Source organism: Dehalococcoidia bacterium (assembly GCA_035310145.1).
Classification (GTDB): domain Bacteria; phylum Chloroflexota; class Dehalococcoidia; order CAUJGQ01; family CAUJGQ01; genus CALFMN01.
The window spans coordinates 1-17660 of sequence record DATGEL010000138.1; the positions used below are offsets into that span (position 1 = coordinate 1).

General features: G+C 68.8%; 11 protein-coding genes. 4 read left to right on the top strand and 7 right to left on the bottom strand.

Annotated features, from left to right (window positions below):
- Nucleotides 1-396: pitrilysin family protein (locus tag VKV26_24810; protein ID HLZ73138.1), on the bottom strand; the 396-nt coding region annotated here is incomplete at its 3' end.
- A 1616-nt stretch (nucleotides 397-2012) separates the two neighbouring features.
- On the opposite strand from VKV26_24810, the gene VKV26_24815 reads away from it, so the two are divergent.
- The 4 genes from VKV26_24815 to VKV26_24830 all read left to right on the top strand — a co-directional run bounded on the left by VKV26_24815 (nucleotide 2013) and on the right by VKV26_24830 (nucleotide 8230).
- Nucleotides 2013-2882 carry a cation diffusion facilitator family transporter gene (locus tag VKV26_24815; GenBank protein HLZ73139.1) on the top strand — a complete coding sequence of 290 codons (870 nt, stop codon included), beginning with the start codon at nucleotides 2013-2015 and terminating at the stop codon, nucleotides 2880-2882.
- Between the two features lie 160 nt (nucleotides 2883-3042).
- Nucleotides 3043-3786 (top strand): hypothetical protein, encoded by a 744-nt coding sequence (locus VKV26_24820; GenBank protein HLZ73140.1) that lies wholly within the window; start codon nucleotides 3043-3045, stop codon nucleotides 3784-3786.
- A 317-nt stretch (nucleotides 3787-4103) separates the two neighbouring features.
- Nucleotides 4104-4784 (top strand): ABC transporter ATP-binding protein, encoded by a 681-nt coding sequence (locus tag VKV26_24825; protein HLZ73141.1) that lies wholly within the window; start codon nucleotides 4104-4106, stop codon nucleotides 4782-4784.
- A 140-nt stretch (nucleotides 4785-4924) separates the two neighbouring features.
- Nucleotides 4925-8230 (top strand): FtsX-like permease family protein, encoded by a 3306-nt coding sequence (locus VKV26_24830; protein HLZ73142.1) that lies wholly within the window; start codon nucleotides 4925-4927, stop codon nucleotides 8228-8230.
- Nucleotides 8231-8324: 94 nt separating this feature from the next.
- Here VKV26_24830 and VKV26_24835 read toward each other — a convergent pair whose 3' ends face one another.
- The 6 genes from VKV26_24835 to VKV26_24860 all read right to left on the bottom strand — a co-directional run.
- Complete coding sequence (locus VKV26_24835) at nucleotides 8325-8939, bottom strand: NIPSNAP family protein (GenBank protein HLZ73143.1); 615 nt, start codon at nucleotides 8937-8939, stop codon at nucleotides 8325-8327.
- Nucleotides 8940-8986: 47 nt separating this feature from the next.
- Entirely contained in the window at nucleotides 8987-9874 is an 888-nt protein-coding gene (locus VKV26_24840) for a hypothetical protein (GenBank protein HLZ73144.1), read from the bottom strand.
- A 2-nt stretch (nucleotides 9875-9876) separates the two neighbouring features.
- Nucleotides 9877-11058, bottom strand: coding sequence for a pyridoxal phosphate-dependent aminotransferase (locus VKV26_24845; GenBank protein HLZ73145.1), 1182 nt, complete (start codon nucleotides 11056-11058; stop codon nucleotides 9877-9879).
- A gap of 151 nt (nucleotides 11059-11209) precedes the next feature.
- Complete coding sequence (locus VKV26_24850) at nucleotides 11210-13906, bottom strand: molybdopterin-dependent oxidoreductase (GenBank protein HLZ73146.1); 2697 nt, start codon at nucleotides 13904-13906, stop codon at nucleotides 11210-11212.
- A gap of 98 nt (nucleotides 13907-14004) precedes the next feature.
- Nucleotides 14005-14487, bottom strand: a complete 483-nt coding sequence (locus VKV26_24855) for an NADH-quinone oxidoreductase subunit I (protein HLZ73147.1) — start codon at nucleotides 14485-14487, stop codon at nucleotides 14005-14007.
- Between the two features lie 162 nt (nucleotides 14488-14649).
- On the bottom strand, nucleotides 14650-17660 hold a 3011-nt coding region (locus tag VKV26_24860), incomplete at its 5' end, for a LuxR C-terminal-related transcriptional regulator (GenBank protein ID HLZ73148.1).

A 17660-nucleotide genomic window follows, 5' to 3' on the forward strand; every position in this document is an offset into this window, starting at 1 on the left:
CGCCACGCTGCGCAGCTCCTCGATAATGACGGAGCGCTCCTTCTCCAGTTCCTCCGGTTCGAACAGCGGCCGGCGGAGCATGTCGATCAGGATGTCCGCCGCCAGTTCGAGGTGCGGACGCGCGACTTTGACATAATATACGGTCAACTCGCGGTCGGTGCCGCCGTTGAGCAGGCCGCCAACGCCGTCGACGGCTTCGGAAATGAGTTGCGCGGTGGGTCGCGCGGCTGAGCCCTTGAAGAGCATGTGCTCGACGAAGTGCGACATGCCGGCCTGCGGCCGCGTTTCGTAGCGGCTGCCCGCGCCAACGTAGATGCTGATGCTGACGGAGCGCGTGTGGGGCATCGTCTCACTGACGATGCGCAGACCGTTGGGCAGCGTCGTACGCTCGTGCAAGCTGGTCCAACCTCACTGCGCGAAAGCTCGTCGGGATCACTCCGCAAGGCTCATTCTAGGAGGCGGTTCGAAGGGCGGTCAAACCGGTCGCTGGCCCCATATCGCGTCGCGAGCACACACATTCTGCCGGTGATTACGTCGGCAAACGCGTTGCGGACGAAAAGTTGCGGTATACTGGGAACACGCCGTGCCGGCGAGTCGTGGCGCCCCGCGCCGGCTGGTGCGAGGGCGCCTGCACCGCATCCTTGATCTGGCTTGCGCCTCGCGGCATCACCGCACAGGGGCTGTTTACAGAGCCGCCGCTGCTCCACCGGGAAGATGCGCACGGTGAGCGGCTCGAGCGGTCTTGGATGCAACGTTCGAAGAGCAGCGCCGATTCATGAACCCGAGCCAATGTCGGCCGATCGCGTATCGCGCGCAGCGCAGTGCCGGCCGTGGCCGCATCCGGACCAGCGGGTGCGCGTGATTGCGCCACCGGTTCGCATTTCGGAGCCTGCGCCGCCGCGCAGGCCGAGAGGAAACGCCGTGTGACCGGCGCGCGCGGAGGCGCGGTCGTCTTCGCGGCGCTCGCCGTGTCAGGTCTACGCGCTCAAGTCCGCCATCCCGGCTCCGCACGGCGCAATATTGAGGAGAGCATCGTGGCGCCACCATTCGGCAGTAAAGGCCGCCGTCGCAACGATCAGCAGCGCGGATCGCCATCGCGCGACCGGGGCCGCCGCCCCGGCGAGGAGGGGGACCGCCGCGGGGCGCGCAGCTACCGGCCGGGGCTGCATGACTGGACCCCCGGCGCCGCGGGCCGCTCGCCCTCGGCATCAGGCGCGGGCGGGCGAGGTCCCGCGTCTGCACCGCTCCGATCGGGAGGATCCCCCGGACGGGCCGGCACCTCGGCGAACGGTGGGCGCGGCGCGGGGGGTGGGTCCGTCGCGCGGCCCGGCCGCAGCTATTTGCGGCCCGGATCGATGGGCGGCGCCTCCGCGGGCCAGCGCGAGAGTTACGAGCGTGACGGCGGCCTCGGCGACGAACGCGATCAACAGCAGCGCACGAGCCAACCCGCGTTCCCGCGACGTCGCTCGCTGGCGCCCGGCCGCCCGCCGCGAGAGGGTGTCACGCCGTCCGCGGCTCGCAACGGGCGCGATCCGCTCGGGCCGGGACGCGGTCGCAATCCGCCAGGCGCGCGGGCCGAGGACCGGCGCGGCGACGAGTCGCGCCCACGGCAGCCCGCGCGACCGGGCCTGCCGTCTCGCCGGACCGGGCAGCCAGCATCAGCCCCGGCGGCTAGCGAACGCGGTCAGACGCACGCCGGCCGGGACGGAGGCGCAGCGACGCCGGCCGCGCCGCCGGTGACGGCGTCGCTGCGCCAGCGTGGTGAGAACGCCGGTGTTCGTGCCGTCCGATCCGGCCGGCGTGGCTCCGCGGAGGGCGCTGCCCCGGCGCACGATCGCGCCGAGCATGTGGCCGCCGAACGGCGGGAGGCCGCTAGCCGGCCGCCGCGTGCCCGGCGGGGCGGCGCCTCCCCCGACCGCGCCTGAACCATTGCCCAGGTGACCGCCGGCTGAGAGCACAGCAACGTGCATGCACACGGATCGAATGAACGCCGGGCGCGCGGCATTCGTGCCGTGCTGTTCGGGGTGGCCGCAAACGCGCTGCTGATCGTCCTGAAGGGGACGGCCGGCGCGCTCGGCCACAGCAGCGGGCTCGTCGCCGACGCCGTGCACTCCGCCGCGGATCTGGTGAACTCCCTGCTCGCGCTGGCTAGCCTGCTGGTCTCGCGCAAGCCGCCCGATGCCGCGCACCCGTACGGTCACGGGCGCGCCGAGGCGCTCTCGGCCAACTTCGCCGCGATGGTGATCGGCGCCGCCGGCCTGCTGGTGGGCTGGGAGTCGATTGGGAGCCTGGCGCGCGGGCGGCAGGGTGCGCCGGACCTCTTGACGCTCTGGGTGGCGCTGTTCGCCACCGCCGCCAAGCTCGTGCTGGCCATCTACGCCGGCCGTGTCGCGCGGGCGACGCGCAGTAAGGCGGTCAATGCCGACGCACGCGATCATCTGGCGGACGTGCTCTCCGGAGCGGTCGTCATCGCCGGCATCGCGGCCGCCCGCGCTGGCTGGTCGCTGCTCGACCCGCTGGCGGGGCTGATCGTGAGCGGCTTTATTCTGTACACCGCCTTCCAGGTGTTTCTCGGCGCCGCGACCGAGCTGATGGACACCAGCCTGACACCGTCCGTGCGCGCGGCCGTGATCGCCGAGAGCGCGCGGGTCGCGGGCGTGCAGCTCACGGGCATCGCCGGGCGCATGATCGGCTCGGAAACACTGGTTGAACTGCACGCCGAGGTAGACCCGAACCTCACCGTCTCGCAGGCCGGGGCGCTGGTGGACGCGCTCAAGGCGCGGCTCGTCGCGCGTATTCCCGAGGTCGAGCACGTGGTGGTGGAGTTGAACTCCAGCGCCGAAGAGCCCGAGGCGCTGCAGGTCGTCGCGCCGCCGCACTGAAGTGGTTCGGCGCCGTTTCGCTTGCCCGGCGTCTGAAAGTTGGGCGCTTTGGCCCTGTCTCGTGCTTCACAGAGCGAGCGTGACCGCTGCTGCATCCGCGGTCGTCGCACGATCGTTACAATAATGACAACACGAGACGAAGCAAAGGACGGTGTGCAGCATGAACATGACCGGCGTGTGGAATCGACGCGGCGCTGTGCGCGGATGGCGAACCGCCATCGGCGTGGCGCTGCTGTCCGCGGCCGTCCTGGCGGTGGCCGTGCCGCACGTCCGGGCTGCGGGCTTCGGGGGCGGCTGGGCGGTAAGCCGTGGTGCAGCGCTCGTGATCACGTACAACGACACGGCCTGCGCCGATCCGTCGTATCAGACGATCATCGATGACGCGGCCGCGCAATGGAACGCGACGGACTCGCCCGCGGCGTTCGTTCGCACGGACAGCACGGACACGGCCACGGTGCAACTGTTCGTCTGCACCGGCTTCGACGACGGCCCCGACGGCGACTATTGGGGCGTGACGGAGCTGTATGACGGGGCTGGCAACGACTGCCTTGCCTGCAGTTACGCGCACGCGAAAGTATTTCTGAACCGTTCTGAGCTGGACGCCGAGACGGTTGAGGTGCGGCTGAAGACGGCGACCCACGAGTTCGGCCATGTGCTTGGCCTGGCGCACCCGCTGAAGACCGACCATACGCCGCAGATCATGCGGCAGGGCTGGAACGGCTACGACGCGCCGCAGGCCCAGGACGTCGCCAACCTCAACGCACTCTATCCCGGCTGGGCCGACGGTACGCCGAAGCCGGCAGAAGCGACGACGTTCCAAACCCTTCCCGCCCTGGCGCCCGTGGCGCCGGCACGCATGCCCGCTCCGGTATCCGGCGCGGACGGCGGCGAGCTGGGCCGCTAGGCCGGCGGCGACGGACTGGCCCGAGCGGCACATCATCCGCTACCCTGAATATGCCACTATGAAGACTGTTCGGGTGCGCTGCCCCGTACCCCCGTACCCCCGTACCCCCGTACCGATGTACGGGGTGTCGCGCGCCCATCGACTGCACCGCGATGTACACTGTGGGACCGTGCCGCGGATGATGTCCGCACGCATCATACCTGTGGAGCAGCCGGTCAAGATCCGGCATGACCTGTAGGGAAGGGAATTCACATATGGCTGAGGTGAAGGCCGCGGTGATAGCAGAAGCGCGGCCTGCGGAGCCCGCACTTCCGCACATGGTGGACGCCGAAGGCATCGAGAAGACCTATCACAGCGGCTCGGTGGTGACACCGGCGTTGCGCGGCGTCACCTTGCGGGTCGCCAAGGGCGAAATGGTGGCGATCATGGGTCCGTCGGGCTGCGGCAAGACGACCCTGCTCAACTGCCTCAGCGGGCTCGATTTCATCGACGCCGGACGTGTGCTGATCGAGGGCACCGACCTGGCGCACCTCGACGACAACCAGAAAACGACCTATCGCGCCCGGCGCATGGGTTTCGTTTTTCAGTCATACAACCTGCTGCCCGTGCTGACCGCGGTCGAGAACGTTGAGCTGCCGCTCGTGGTCTCGGGCGTCAATCCGAAGCTGGCGCGGCAGAAGGCCAACGCGGCGCTGGAACAGGTTGGGCTGGAAGATCGCGGCCACCACCGCCCGGCGCAGCTCTCCGGCGGCCAGCGGCAGCGCGTCACCATCGCTCGGGCCCTGGTGAACGACCCGGCGATCGTCTGGGCCGACGAGCCCACGGGCAATCTCGACAGCCAGATGGCCGAAGACATCATGGCCCTGATGGAGCGGCTGAACGCCGAGCAGCAGCAGACATTCGTGATCGTCACGCACGACGCCGGCGTGGGACAACGCTGCCATCGCATCGTGAGCATGATCGACGGCCTGATCGTCGGCGAGGAACGTCTGCGCTAGCGACCTCGTTGCAGCCGCCGCCGTGCGGCTGAGCGGCGCTGTCGCCCCGCGCCCGCGGGCGTGCGGATGCGCGCCCCCATCGCGTTCGTGTGGCTCTGCCTCGCTTCCCTGGCTTCGTCCTTTGCGCGTGGAGCACCACCATGAAATCACTCTTCGGCATCCCCATGAACGGGATCATGATCGGGCTACTGGTGATCGTGGGCGCGGCGTTGCTCGCCTTCGTGCTGGCCGCCGTCCGCAATCCCGTGCTGTTCAAGCTGGGGCTGCGTAACATCCCGCGCCGGCGCGCCCAGTCGATCATCATCGTCTTCGGCCTGATGGTGAGCACGATGATCATCGCTGCCGCCTTCGCCGTGGGCGATTCGCTCGACTACAGCATCACCAAGTCGGTCTACGACAACCTCGGCGCGCTCGATCTGCGAGTGCAGACACGGCCGGTCGGCGGCGCCGCCGCGACGGCAGGGGCACCGTACATCTCCGGCGCCTCGGTAAGCGCGATCGAGGATGAGTTCGGCACGCCGAAGGAGCTGCTGACCTGGGTGCCGATGATCAACGAGCCGGCGCCGGTCGGCAACCCGCGCACACGCCTCACCGAGCCGCAGTACCACCTCGTCGGCCTCGACCCGGCGGTCGTGCAAAAGCTAGGCGGCCTCGCGGCGAAGGGCGGCGGGCACGTTGAACTGAGCGATCTGGGCCCCAACGAGGTGTTCATCAACGCCACGGCGGCCGACAAGATCGACGCGCGGCCGGGCGACACGATCGTTAGCCTGTTCAACAACCAGCAGCACAGCTTCACGGTGAAGGCGATCGTCAACGACCAGATCATGACCGGCTGGCAGGATGTCGGCAACAGTAACGGCAACGGCGGCATCGTGCTGCCGCTCGAGGCCGCACGCCAGATCGTCGGCAAGCCGGACGGCGTCAACCAGCTCTATCTCTCCACCAGCAAGGATTCGCACGCCGGACTCACGCGCGGGGAGAAGCTGTTTCCGACGCTGAAGGACGCCGTGAATTCGGCGCCCGTGATCGAGTCGCTCGACAGCAAGGGCGTGACGGTCAAGGCGGTGAACGCGAAGCACGACTTCGTGAACACGGCCGAGACGCTGGGCAATGTGTTCACCACGCTCTTTGTGGTGATCGGACTTTTCTCGATCGCCGCGGGCATGATGCTGATCTTCCTGATCTTCGTGATGCTGGCCGCCGAACGGCGCGCGGAGATGGGCATGGCCCGCGCCGTGGGTATCTCGCGCCTGGGCCTGGTGCAATCGTTTCTGGCCGAGGGGATGGTCTACAACCTGCTGGCCGGCATCGTCGGCGCGGCGCTTGGCGTCGGCGTGGCCTTCTTGATCATCTGGATCGCGGCCAATCTGATCTTCACCGGCAACAATACCTTGCCCTTCGCCGGCCACGTCAGCCCGCGCAGCGTCGTGGTGGCCTACTGCCTCGGCGTGGCGCTGACCTTCATCACCGTCGTCTTCTCGTCCTATCGAACCACGCGCATGAACATCGTTGCGGCGATTCGCGACATGCCCGAAGACACGGTCAAGGGCCGCGAGCCGCGACGTGTGAAGGGTGCGGCCATTCTCAGCAGCGTGCTGCGTCTGGTGGGCGGCATCGCCGTCGTCAGCGGCCTCACAGCGGCGGGCAGCGCCGCCGGGCTGGGTCTCGGCATCGCGGCCGCTGGGCTGGTGCTGCTGATCGTCGCGCCGTGGCTGGTCGGCCGCCGCGGCTGGGGGGTGGCCTGGCGGGCGCTGGTTTCCCTGCTCCCGGGCGTGGCGCCGGTCTGGGCGGTGCTCGGCATCCTGCGCGGCTTCGGCATGAGCTGGACCTCGGTCTGGAGCGTGGTCTGCCTGCTTGTGGGGCTGCTCAGCCTGCTCGGCAGTCACGCCGCCGGCAGCCTCTTCCTCTTCGCCGCCGGCGTCTCGATCACGGCGCTTGGCCTGGCGCTGATCGCGCGGGTGCGCGGCGTCTCCAACCGCGTCGCCTTCACCGCGTTCGGCGTGCTGATGCTGGTCTACTGGCTCTTGCCGTTCGACGTGCTGAAGAACCTGTTCGGCAGCTTCTACGGTAACGACAGCGGCAACTTCGAGATGTTCTTCCTCTCGGGCGTGATGATCGTGCTGGCCTCGACGCTGGTGCTGATCTTCAATGGCGAGCTGCTCGCCCGCCTGGTCAACCGCGTGGGAGGCGGACTTGGCAGCGTGCGGCCGGCGCTGGCAACCGCGATCGCGTACCCAATGGCGAGCAAGCTGCGCACCGGCCTCACGCTGGGCATGTTCTCGCTGATCATCTTCAGCATCACCGTGATGAGCTCGGTCAACTCGAACACGGCGAAGCTGTTCGCCGGCGACAGCGCCCGCGGCGGCTGGGACGTGAACGTCGATACCAACCTGAACAACAACCTCGGCGACTTCAAGTCCGCCATGGCAAAGAACGGCGTGGACACCTCGAAGATCGCGGCGATGGGCGCGACCACGGGCTACCGCGGCACGACCGACATCCGCATGGCCAACTCGACTAAGTGGCAGCGCTACTTCGTGCGGGCGGGCGATCCGGCGTTCCTCGACGCGAACCAGATGAAGATCCAGGCGCACGTCAAGGACATCCCGAAGGAGCAGATCTGGAAGACCCTGGAGACGCAGCCGACCGATGCCGTGATCGACGCGGGCGCTTTGAGCGGCCAGCAGGGGGGCGGCAGCGACGGTCCCAACTTTGTGCTGAAGGGCGTGAAGAACAGCGACAAGACGTTCGACAAGCCGATCGACGTTGTGATTCGCGACGCCGCGGGGAAGGAGACGACGCTGCACGTCATCGGCGTGATCGATCAGACTGTGCAGAACGTCTTCGCCACGCTGATGGTCTCGGGTTCTACGTACACGCAGTCCCTTGGTCAGCCGGCTTTCGACTTGTATTCGATTCGCTTGACGCCGGGCACCGACGATAAGGTCTACGCGAAGTCGATCCGCGCCGCGCTCTCACAGTACGGCGTGCAGGCGACCTCGATCCGCAGCGACATCGCCGACGCCCTGGCGATCCAGAAGGGGATCAGCTACCTGTTCGAGGGCTTCATGGGCCTGGGGCTGTTCGTGGGCATCGCCGCGGTGGCCGTGATCGCGGCCCGCACGGTGGTGGAGCGGCGGCAGCAGATCGGCATGCTGCGGGCCGTGGGCTACCGCCGCGGCCAGGTGGCGCTGAGCTTCGCGCTGGAAACGAGCTTCATCGCGCTGTTCGGCATCGCCGCCGGCGTGATTACCGCTTCGATCCTCTCGTACAACCTGTTCACCAGCACGACGTTCGGAGACACCAGCGGCGCCTCGTTCTCGCTGCCGTGGGCGCAGATCATCATCTTCGCCGGCGTGGGCTACCTGCTCTCGCTGCTGATGACCTACATTCCGTCGCGCCAGGCGGCCTCGCTGCCGATCGCGGAGGCGCTGCGCTACGAGTGAGGCGGGGCCAAGCGGCAGCGCTTCGGGTCGGGGGTAACGTGAACGGCGGGTCGGGCAGCAACTGCCCGGCCCGCCGAATTCTTCGATGCCGGGGTCAGTGCAAGGGCGAGCAGCTCGCCGGAATGAGCAGCTTGTTCTCCATACTGACGATAAACTCGCCGGTGGGCGCCGGCCAGTGCGGGTCTTTCCCCGCCTCGGCGCGGACGCGTTCGCGGTCGGCCACGCTGGCGTACGGCCAGAGGTGATACCAGCGGTTGACGGTGCCGATGTCGCTGTACCAGGCGCCGGCCAGCGGCGAGTATTTCTCCCGGTGCGGCACGGCGTCGGCCCAGCGGCGGATGACCTCGGGCATGGTGCCCGGCCGGTAGGTGTAGATGCGCAGCTCGTAGACGTTGCCGAGCTTGGCCGGCTTCAAGGGACGCATGAAGGGAGCCGGGTGCAGAATCTCCGACTCCATGCGCACGATCAGATCCTCCGTCGGCGGCGGCCAGATCCTCTGCTCGACGGCCTGGGCGCGGACGCGCGTGCGCTCCTCCAGGCTTTCGTAGGGCCAGAGGTGCAAGACCTGGTTGAGCGGGCCGATCTCGGTGTGCCAGAGTGCGGCCAGCGGCGAGAGCTTGCTGCGCGCCTCAACCATCGGCGCCCACAGCTCCTCGAACTTGCCCACGCTGCCGGGCTTGAGCGTGTAGGTGCGCAGCTCGTAGATCATGGTCGCGCCTCCTTCACCGTGCGGCCGCTTCGAGCCGCACGCGCCGCCTATTGTAGCCCGGCATCGGTCAGCCGTTTGTCCTGTGCGGCCACAATCTGCTTGAACTCGTCCTGTGACGGTTCTTGGTTGAGCGCGCCGAGTTGGACGGTGGCCACCACGTCGCCCCGCCGCCAGCAGGCGAGCAGGAAGACCTGCTGCAGCCGCGCCGTGGCGCCGCTGCCCGCAGCGCCCACGGCCGCGGTGTAGCGGTAGTCGATGTGATACGCCTTGAACTCGTGGCCGGCGGCGGGCAGGTCCAGCGGCGTCGTCGTCGTCACATCGCCGTTCGGGCTTTGCACCACGGGCTGTATCTCCTGCGCGACAAACGGGCAGCCCGTCGCGGCCGCGTCGGGGCTCTTGTAGAGCGCGAGCACGTCCTGCAACTGCGACTCGGCGTGCGTCTGCAACGTGGCCTGCTGACCACTGCCGTTGCCCCACGCGGCCAAAAACGTGCCGAGCCGGCCCTCGCGATCGAGTTGCTGGCTGAGCTGCGCCGCGTTGGGCTTGCCCTGCACGTAGGTGCTGTTCGCAAGGCCGACCGGCGCGGCGTAGTTCCAGGTTTGCAGCGCGGCGGGCAGATCGCCGGTCTTGAGAAAGAGCGGCTGCAGTCGGTCACTCACGGGTTGCAGCGCCGGCGGCGGCGTGGCGCTGGCCAGCGGCGAGCCTGCGGGCGCCGCGGCCGCGGAACCGCCGCTCGGCAACGGTGTGAGCGCCGCGTTCGCTGGCGTCTGTGCCGGCGATGCGGTCCGCGCTGCGGCTGCGCTGGCGGTGACGGCGCTGGTCGCCGTGACGCTTTGCCGCGCCGGCTTGTTGTTGCCGCTGCTGCATGCGGCCAGCAGCACGGCGAGCGCGAGGGCGCAATCGGCGGCCCGCCCGCCGTCCGGCCGGAACTCCATCCCTACCTCGTTGCCAGCGCCCGCGCCGCATCGCCGATGCGTTCCAGCGCCAGGCGGATCTGGGAGAGCGAGTTCGCGTACGAGAGCCGCAGATACCCCTCGCCGAAGGCGCCGAACGAGGTGCCGGCCAGCGCGGCCACGCCGTGCTCGTTGAGCAGCCGGTCGGCAAACGCGGCCGAGCTCTGGCCGGTGCCCGATATGTTCGGGAAGACGTAGAACGCCCCGGCTGGCCGCCGGCAGCTGACTCCCGGAATCCCGTTCAGGCCGTCGACGATCGCATCACGACGGCGGCGGAATTCGGCCACCATCGTCACTACCGACTCCTGCGGTCCGCGCAGCGCCTCGATCCCCGCACGTTGAACGAACGAGGCGGTGCAGGAGTTGCTGTTGGTCATCAGGCGGGCGATCTGCGCCGCCAGGTCGACCGGCATCACGCCGTAGCCAAGGCGCCAGCCGGTCATGGCGTACGTCTTGGAGAAGCCGTCGAGGATGCAGGTCTGCTCGCGCATACCGCGCAGCGAGGTGATACTGCAAAACTCGCCGTCGTAGACCATGCGGCTGTAGATCTCGTCCGAGAGCACCAGCAGGTCGCGCCCGCGCACGAGGTCCGCGATCGTTTCCAGGTCCGCGCGGGTTAGCATCGAGCCGGTGGGGTTGTGCGGCGAGTTGAGGATGACTAGACGCGTGCGGGGCGAGAGCTTCGCGGCGAAGTCGTCCAGGTCGAGCCGAAAGCCCGTGTCCTCGCGCAGGCGCACCGGCACGGGCTGCGCGCCCAGGAACTCGATCACGCTTTCGTAGATCGGGAAGCCGGGATTCGGGTAGATCGCCTCGTCGCCCTCGTTCAGCGTGGCGAGCATCACGAAGAACATGATCGGCTTGCCGCCGGGCGTTACCACCACCTCCTCGGGCGAGAAGCTCAGGCCGCGCGCCGGCCCCATATACTCCGCGATCGCGTCGCGCAGTTCGGGCAGCCCGGCGGATGGTCCGTAGTGGGTGAAGCCGTCGTCGAGGGCGCGCTTTGCCGCGTCGCGCACGTTCTCCGGCGTGTCAAAGTCCGGCTCACCGATCTCCAGGTGGACGACGCTGCGCCCTTCGGCTTCGAGCGCCCGGGCGCGGGCCAGCACCTCGAAGGCCGTTTCCGTGCCCAGACGGGCCATGCGATCGGCGAGCGGCCAGGCAGCCATCGGCGCCCTCCTTTGCGGCGGGAGATTCCGGCGTGAAACCACGCGGTGCGAGCCGTTTGGCTCATGGTAGGCCAGCGATGCCGGACAAGCCACAGCCGGACCGAGACGCCCGCTTATAGCGCCGGCCGGAGCGGGCGACGGGGCCGCCGCGCTACCCTTCGCCCTTCGTCACGCGCACGTGCGGCGTTTCACCCTCCGCCGGCTCCGCCGGCAGGAGCGCCGTCAGGGCGCCGCCGTCGAACGGCCAGGGCACGAAGACGCTGCCCGACTGGATCGAGTCGCGGACCTGGGCGCGCAGGCGCAGGGTGCCCGTGGCGCCGTCGAGCACGAGCGGATCGCCATCGGCGACGCCAAGCCGCTCGGCGTCGGCAAGGCTCAACTCGGCGTACTGCTCGCGGTGCAACTTGTCCGCGTCGGGCTTGTGCAGACTCGCCGCTTCCAGGCTGGTGTAGAGTGTGCGGCCGCTGAGCAGCGCGAGCGAGCCGTCACGGCCGTTGGCGGTGGGCGCCGTTGCGACCTGCAACGACGCGCCGCCGGACGACGGCGCCGCGCCGTTGAGCGTCTGCGGCCGATCGCCGAGCACGAGCAGCGGGTAGCGCGAGCCGGCGTAGGCCGGGACGATGCCGGCGATCTCGTCCATCACTTGTTCGGCGGACAGGTGGGGCGAAGCGGCTCGCGCCGGCGCCAGCCGCCGCGCCAGGCCGATGAGGATGTCGAGCGCCGGCGTGGCTTCGCCGGCCGGGCCGGTGGCGGCCATGCGTCGCAGCACGCGGCGATCCGCGGGCGTGTACGTGCCGTCCTTGCCGTAGACGTCCACGTCGGGCAGGACGATGTGGGCGAGCTGGGCTGTGTCGGTCAGCACACTGTCGATCACGACGAGCAGCTCCAGCGAGGACAGCGCCTGCCGCACCTGCTGCTTGTCCGGCGCGGAGAGCAGCGGGTTGTCGCCGGCGATCACCAGCGCCTTGAGGGTTCCAGCCTTCGCGGCGCGCAGCATGGCGGCCGCGTCCATGCCGGCGTTTGCCGGCAGCTCCGCGCCCCAGGCCTCGGCCAGCGTTCCGCGGAAGGTCGTATCAGACAGCGGGTGCAGGCCCGGCAGCAGGTCGGGGCCGAGGCCCATGTCGCGCACGCCGTTCGTGTTCACGTCCGCCGGCAGGTAGTAGAAGGACGCGGGCGCCTGGTCCGGCCCGGCCAGCACGATCGCCAGGTTGGCGGCGGCGCGGCAGAGCTGCACGTTCTGCCAGGCGCCGAAGGGCGTGGGCGCGAAGACGACGGCAATGCGCTCGTTCTCGCCCTTCGCCGCCTCCTTCAAAAAGGCGATCGCCTCGTCCAGCCCCTCGATCTCGGTCGCCTCTCCGCCGGCGGCCGCGTCGACGCCGGCCACGCCGCTGAGCCGCTGCTTCACCGCGTCCTCGCCAAGCAGGCCGCGGACCATCGCGTTCAGCGCCGCAATCTCCTGGCCGGCCTGCGGCCGCACCCAGGCGTGGGCGAAGTCCACCAGCTCGCCCCAGCGCGAGTTCACATACACCATGCTGGCAAACGTCCGCGTGACCGCGTCCTTCACGCGCAGCGAGGCGACGGGTTGGCTCGACTCCAGGTCGTCGCCGACGACGACGATGCAGCCAGCCTGCGCGAGCTGCGTGAGGTCGGCAGGCAGAACCTCACTGCCGAAGGCGCCGCGGATGGCGCCGGCCAACGCCTGCGCCTGCGGACCCGCGCTGAAATCGACGTTGTTCGTGCCGGCGCCGATGCGCGCCAGCTTCTGCAGCAGGTACGCCTCTTCGTTGGAGAGCATGGGATTGCCGAGAAAGCCGATGGCGTCCGAGCCATGCCGCTCGATGATCGCGCGCAGCCGCACGGCCGTGTCGTCCAGCGCCTCTTCCCAGGCGACGGGCGCCAGCGCGTCGCCGCGGCGCACCAGCGGCCGCGAGAGGTAGTCGCGCTTGCGCAGCGCGTCGTAGTGGAAGCGGCCGCGCACGCAGATCTGGTCGTTGCTGACCGGGTTGATCGTGCTGGGCCGCACGATCACGCCGCTGCCGTCCTTGGTGCCGAGCTTGATCGTGCAGCCGACGCTGCAGTAGGGGCAGACGGTGTTGGTCCACTGCTGCGGCTTGGAGACCCACTTATGCGGGTGCTCCAGCAGCGTGGCCGTGGGGCAAACGTCGATGCAGGCGCCGCAGAAGTCGCAGCTCGAATCGTGGATCGGCCCGCCGGCGCCGAAGGCGATGCGCGTGCTGAAGCCTTTGCCGGCGAGCGTGATCGCGCTGGTGTGGCGTATTTCATCGCAGGCGCGCACGCAGCGCGTGCAGATAATGCACATCTTCGGGTCGAATTCGAGGAAGGGATTGCCCTGGTCCGCCGGCGGCTGCTCGGTCGCGTAGAAGGAGCGCGCCTCGTCCTCCCACGGCTGGTAGTTGGACATGCCGACGACTTCGCAGGTCGTCTGCAGCTCGCAGCGGTAGTTCTTGGGGCAGGTGAGGCAGCGGTGCGTGACGACGTCGTCGCGCAGGCAGATGTCGCCGGGGTGGCAGTGCTCGCGGCGGTGGCAGGTGAGGCAGCGGTCGGAATGGTTGGCGAGGATGATCGAGAGCACGGCCTTGCGGCTGTCGGCCACGTCTTCGGTGGTCGTGCGCACGACCATGCCGTCGGTGATCTTGGTCGTGCAGGAGAGCTGCAGGCCGCGGGCGCCCTCGATTTCGACCAGGCACATGCGGCAGCCGGCGTAGGGAGCCAGGCCGTCGATGTAGCAGAGGCTGGAGATGTAGACGCCTTCGGCTTTGCAGACCTCAAGCAAAGTCGCGCCGTCGGCTGCCTGCACCGAACGGCCGTCGATCGTGATCGTCGCCACGCTCTCGTTCCTCGCGGTAGGTTACAGGTGACTGGTTACCGGTTACAGGAGGGTTCTTCTGCGATCCCTACTGTCACCTGTCACCCGTTCGCTGTCACCTAATCGAGCTTCTGCACGGCTTCGGCAAGGTCGTTGCCGAAGGGCGCCTTGGCGCCGTTGGGATACGTCCAGTTGTGCCCTTCGAGATACTCACGCGCGAGCCGCGTGAGCGCGTGCTTGTCCTTGTACATGTCGTCGAAGACGTAGACCGAGTCCTTGAAGGTGCCGCCGACCTGGATCGCCTCGTAGGGGCAGGCCTCGGCGCAGAGGCCGCAGTACATGCAGAGGCGGAAGTCGATCTCGTAGCGGTCCTTGTTGAGCGAGCCGTCGGGGTTGGGCGAGGTCTGCACGAGGATGCAACCGTCTGGGCAGGCCTGGGCGCAGGTGGAGCAGCCGGTGCAGCGCTCTTCGAACCAGAGCAGGTTCGTGCGCGAGCGCGGCGAGAACCAGCGCGTCTCTTCGGGGAACTGGACGGTTACCGGCTGGCGGAAGGCGTGCTTCAGCGACTGGCCGATGCCCTTGGCGATGCCGATGCCGTACACCCGTCACCTCGTTCTGTGCCACGCCCCGCGAAACACAGCGGACACTGTGTCCCATGTTCAGCATAGCGAAGCCCGGCCCAGCGGTGAAGTGTCTCACAAGCGCAGGGATCAGCCTGGTTTGCGGGCAACTGACGCTGCGCCCAACCGCAGCGCGACCACGCTCTATGCCAATCTGTGGCGCACGACGTAGGCAGTTGCCTCGGCGCGATTGGCGGCGCCGATCTTCTGGTAGACGCGGGCGACGTGTGCCTCGACCGTGCGGATGCTCAGCACCAGCGCTTCAGCGATGTCGCGGTTGCTCCTGCCCGCGGCGAGGAGGCGCAGTACCTCGGTCTCCCGCAGCGAAAGACCGGCCGGCAACGTGGAAGGCGCAGGCGCATCCTGAGTTGGTTCCTGCAGCGGGGTGCGCGGGGTTTCGGCTTCCCGCAGATCCGCGGCCAGCGCCAGTGCTTCGTCGATCGCCTCGTCGCGCGACAGCGCTCGGCCGGCCGTCCAGGCAGCGTCGAAGCACTGATCGCCCAATCTGCGCCGTAGCAGCTCAACGCCCGCGCGGTAGAGATCGCGATACGCGGTGGCCCGGCCGACCCCGCGCGCCTCGCGCAAGCCCTCAGCCGCGCCGAACAGTCGCGCCGCCTGGTCCCAGCGACGCCAGCGCATGGCAACGGCGCCGGCCATCTCCAACGTCCCTGGCAGGACGACGTAGGCGCTCCGTTCACGCAGTAGCTGAAGGTTCTCGGCGAGCAGACCGCCAAGCCCCGCCGTCTCGCCGCGGAGCGAGCGGAGAAAGATTACATTGGGGAGCGTGTCAAGGATCGATCCCGCAGCTTTCAGCTCACGGGACAGTCGCAGATGCTGCTCGAAGTACGCGAGCGCGGAAGCCGTGTCGCCTTGCTCGGCGGTTAGCTGGGCCAGGCCGAGAAGCACCTGCGATGCATGCAACGAGTCTCCGATCTGGCGGCTGAGATTCAAAGCCTCGGTGAACAGAGTGCGCGCTGCTTCGGCATCGCCCTCCCGAATTGCCACCGTCCCCAAACGCTCCAGGGCCTCGGCGACGCCGCTGAGGTCGCCCAGGCGGCGAAAGAGGCTCAGGCTTTCCTCAATGAGCCGGCGGTTTTCGGTAAGATCGTCCGAGCGCCAGCGCAGCCCCTGCTCCAGTAGGCTGCGGGCGAGCTGCTTCAGGTCACCGCCCGCACGAGAGATCGCGATGCTCTCCTCGAGATACGCATCGCACCGCGCAAAGTCGCCCAGTACACGCGCCGTGCTCGCAACATGGTGCAGCGCCCGCGCTCGTGCGGGAGACCCTCTGGCCGCGCTCGGCAGCGTCAGTACCGCTGCGGCCCACTGATTCGCCTCGTTGAATTGCGCCCGCTCGCCCCAGAACCAGCAAAGCGCGTCGAGCAAGCGCGACCCGGCGACGGCATCGTCGCACCGCAGCGCCCAGGCCAGCGCGGTCCGCACGTTGCTTTGCTCCGTCTCCAGAATCTGCGCCCAACCGTCGGAGTCGCCCTGCCGACGCCCAAGGTCCGCGCGCTCGGCGAGAGCGATGAAATACTCCGCCAGCCCCTGTTGCAGCGTCTCTGCTTCGCCGCCGGCTTCCAGATGCCCCAGTGCGAACTCGCGCACCGTCTCCAGCATGGTGAAACGTGGCTCGGCGTGGATGCCCATCGATGGCCGCACGAGGCTCTTCTCCACCAACGAGGCGAGGCCATCGATCGTTGCAATACCCAGGTCGCCGGCTGAGTCGCAGACCGCTTCCGCCGCGTCCAGGGTGCAGCCGCCGACGAATATGCCGAGCCGACGGAAGAGCGTCTGCTCCGCCGGCGGCAGCAGTGCGTAGCTCCAGGCGATCGTGTCGCGCAAGGTCTGTTGCCGGGCGGGAGCGTCCCGCGGCCCGCCGGTGAGCAGCGGCAGCCGCTGGTCCAACCGCGCCAGGAGCGCAGCCGGCGGCAGCGCCTTGACCCGCACCGCCGCGAGTTCGATTGCGAGCGGCAGGCCATCCAGCCGGGCGCAAATCGCGGAGACGGCGGCGGCGTTCTCCGTGCTCAGCGCGAAGTCCGGGCGCACCTCCCGCGCACGCTCCACAAAGAGCACCACCGCCGCGCTCTCGGCTATCGCCGTCTCATCGGCTGCCTCGCCCTCCGGCAGGGGCAACGGCGGCACGGGATACTGCCGCTCGCCGCTCAGGCGCAGCGGCTCGCGGCTGGTCGCCAGAACGCGCAGGCCCGGGCAGGCGGAGAGCAGCCCGGCGACGAACGGCGCCGCCGGCATCAGGTGCTCGAAGTTGTCCAGTACAAGCAACACCGTGCGCTCGCGCAGGAAGAAGCGCAGTGTGTCTATGAGCGGTTGTTCCGGCGACTCGCGCAGGCCGAGAACGCGGGCGAGGGCGGCGGGCACGTGTTCGGGATCGCGCAGCGGCGCCAGGTCTACGAAGAACACCCCGCCCGGAAAGGCATCCAGCAAATCCTCTGCCGCGCGGATGGCCAGCCTGGTCTTGCCCGTCCCTCCGGGACCGGTCAGCGTGACCAGACGGTGCTGCAGTACCAGGCCAAGCACCGCATCAAGTTCTCGCTCGCGGCCGATGAAGCTTGTGAGTGAGAGCGGCAAGTTGTTTGGACGATCCACCTCGGTCTTCAGGGGCGGGAATGTGGCCGCTAAGTCGGGCGCTTCGAGCTGGTGAATCGTCTCCGGCTGGCCCGCGCCGCGCAGGCGGTGCACACCCAGCGATCGCAGGCTGGCGCCCGGCGGCAGGCTGCTGCGCACCAGTTCGACCGTCGTCTGCGCCAGCAGCGTTTGGCCGCCGTAGCCGGCGGAGCGGATGCGGGCGCAGCGGTTGACGGCTGAGCCGTAGTAATCGCCCGCGCGCAGGTCGGCTTCACCGGTCAGCAGCGCCATGCGCACACGGATTGCGCCGACGATGCCCCAGTCTTCGGCCGCCAGCGCCCGCTGCCCGTCCAGGGCGGCAGCGACCGCATCGCTGGCCCGCACGAAAACGCAGAAGAGGCTGTCGCCCTCGCCCCGCGGGCGCACGACCACCCCGTCGTGCTGCTCAACGATCGTGGCGAGCAGCGCATCGTGGCGTGCCATGGCCTGGCGCATGGCCGCGGGATGTTCCTCCCACGGCCGCGACGAGCCTTCAACATCGGTGAACAGAAACGTGATCGTGCCGGTCGGCA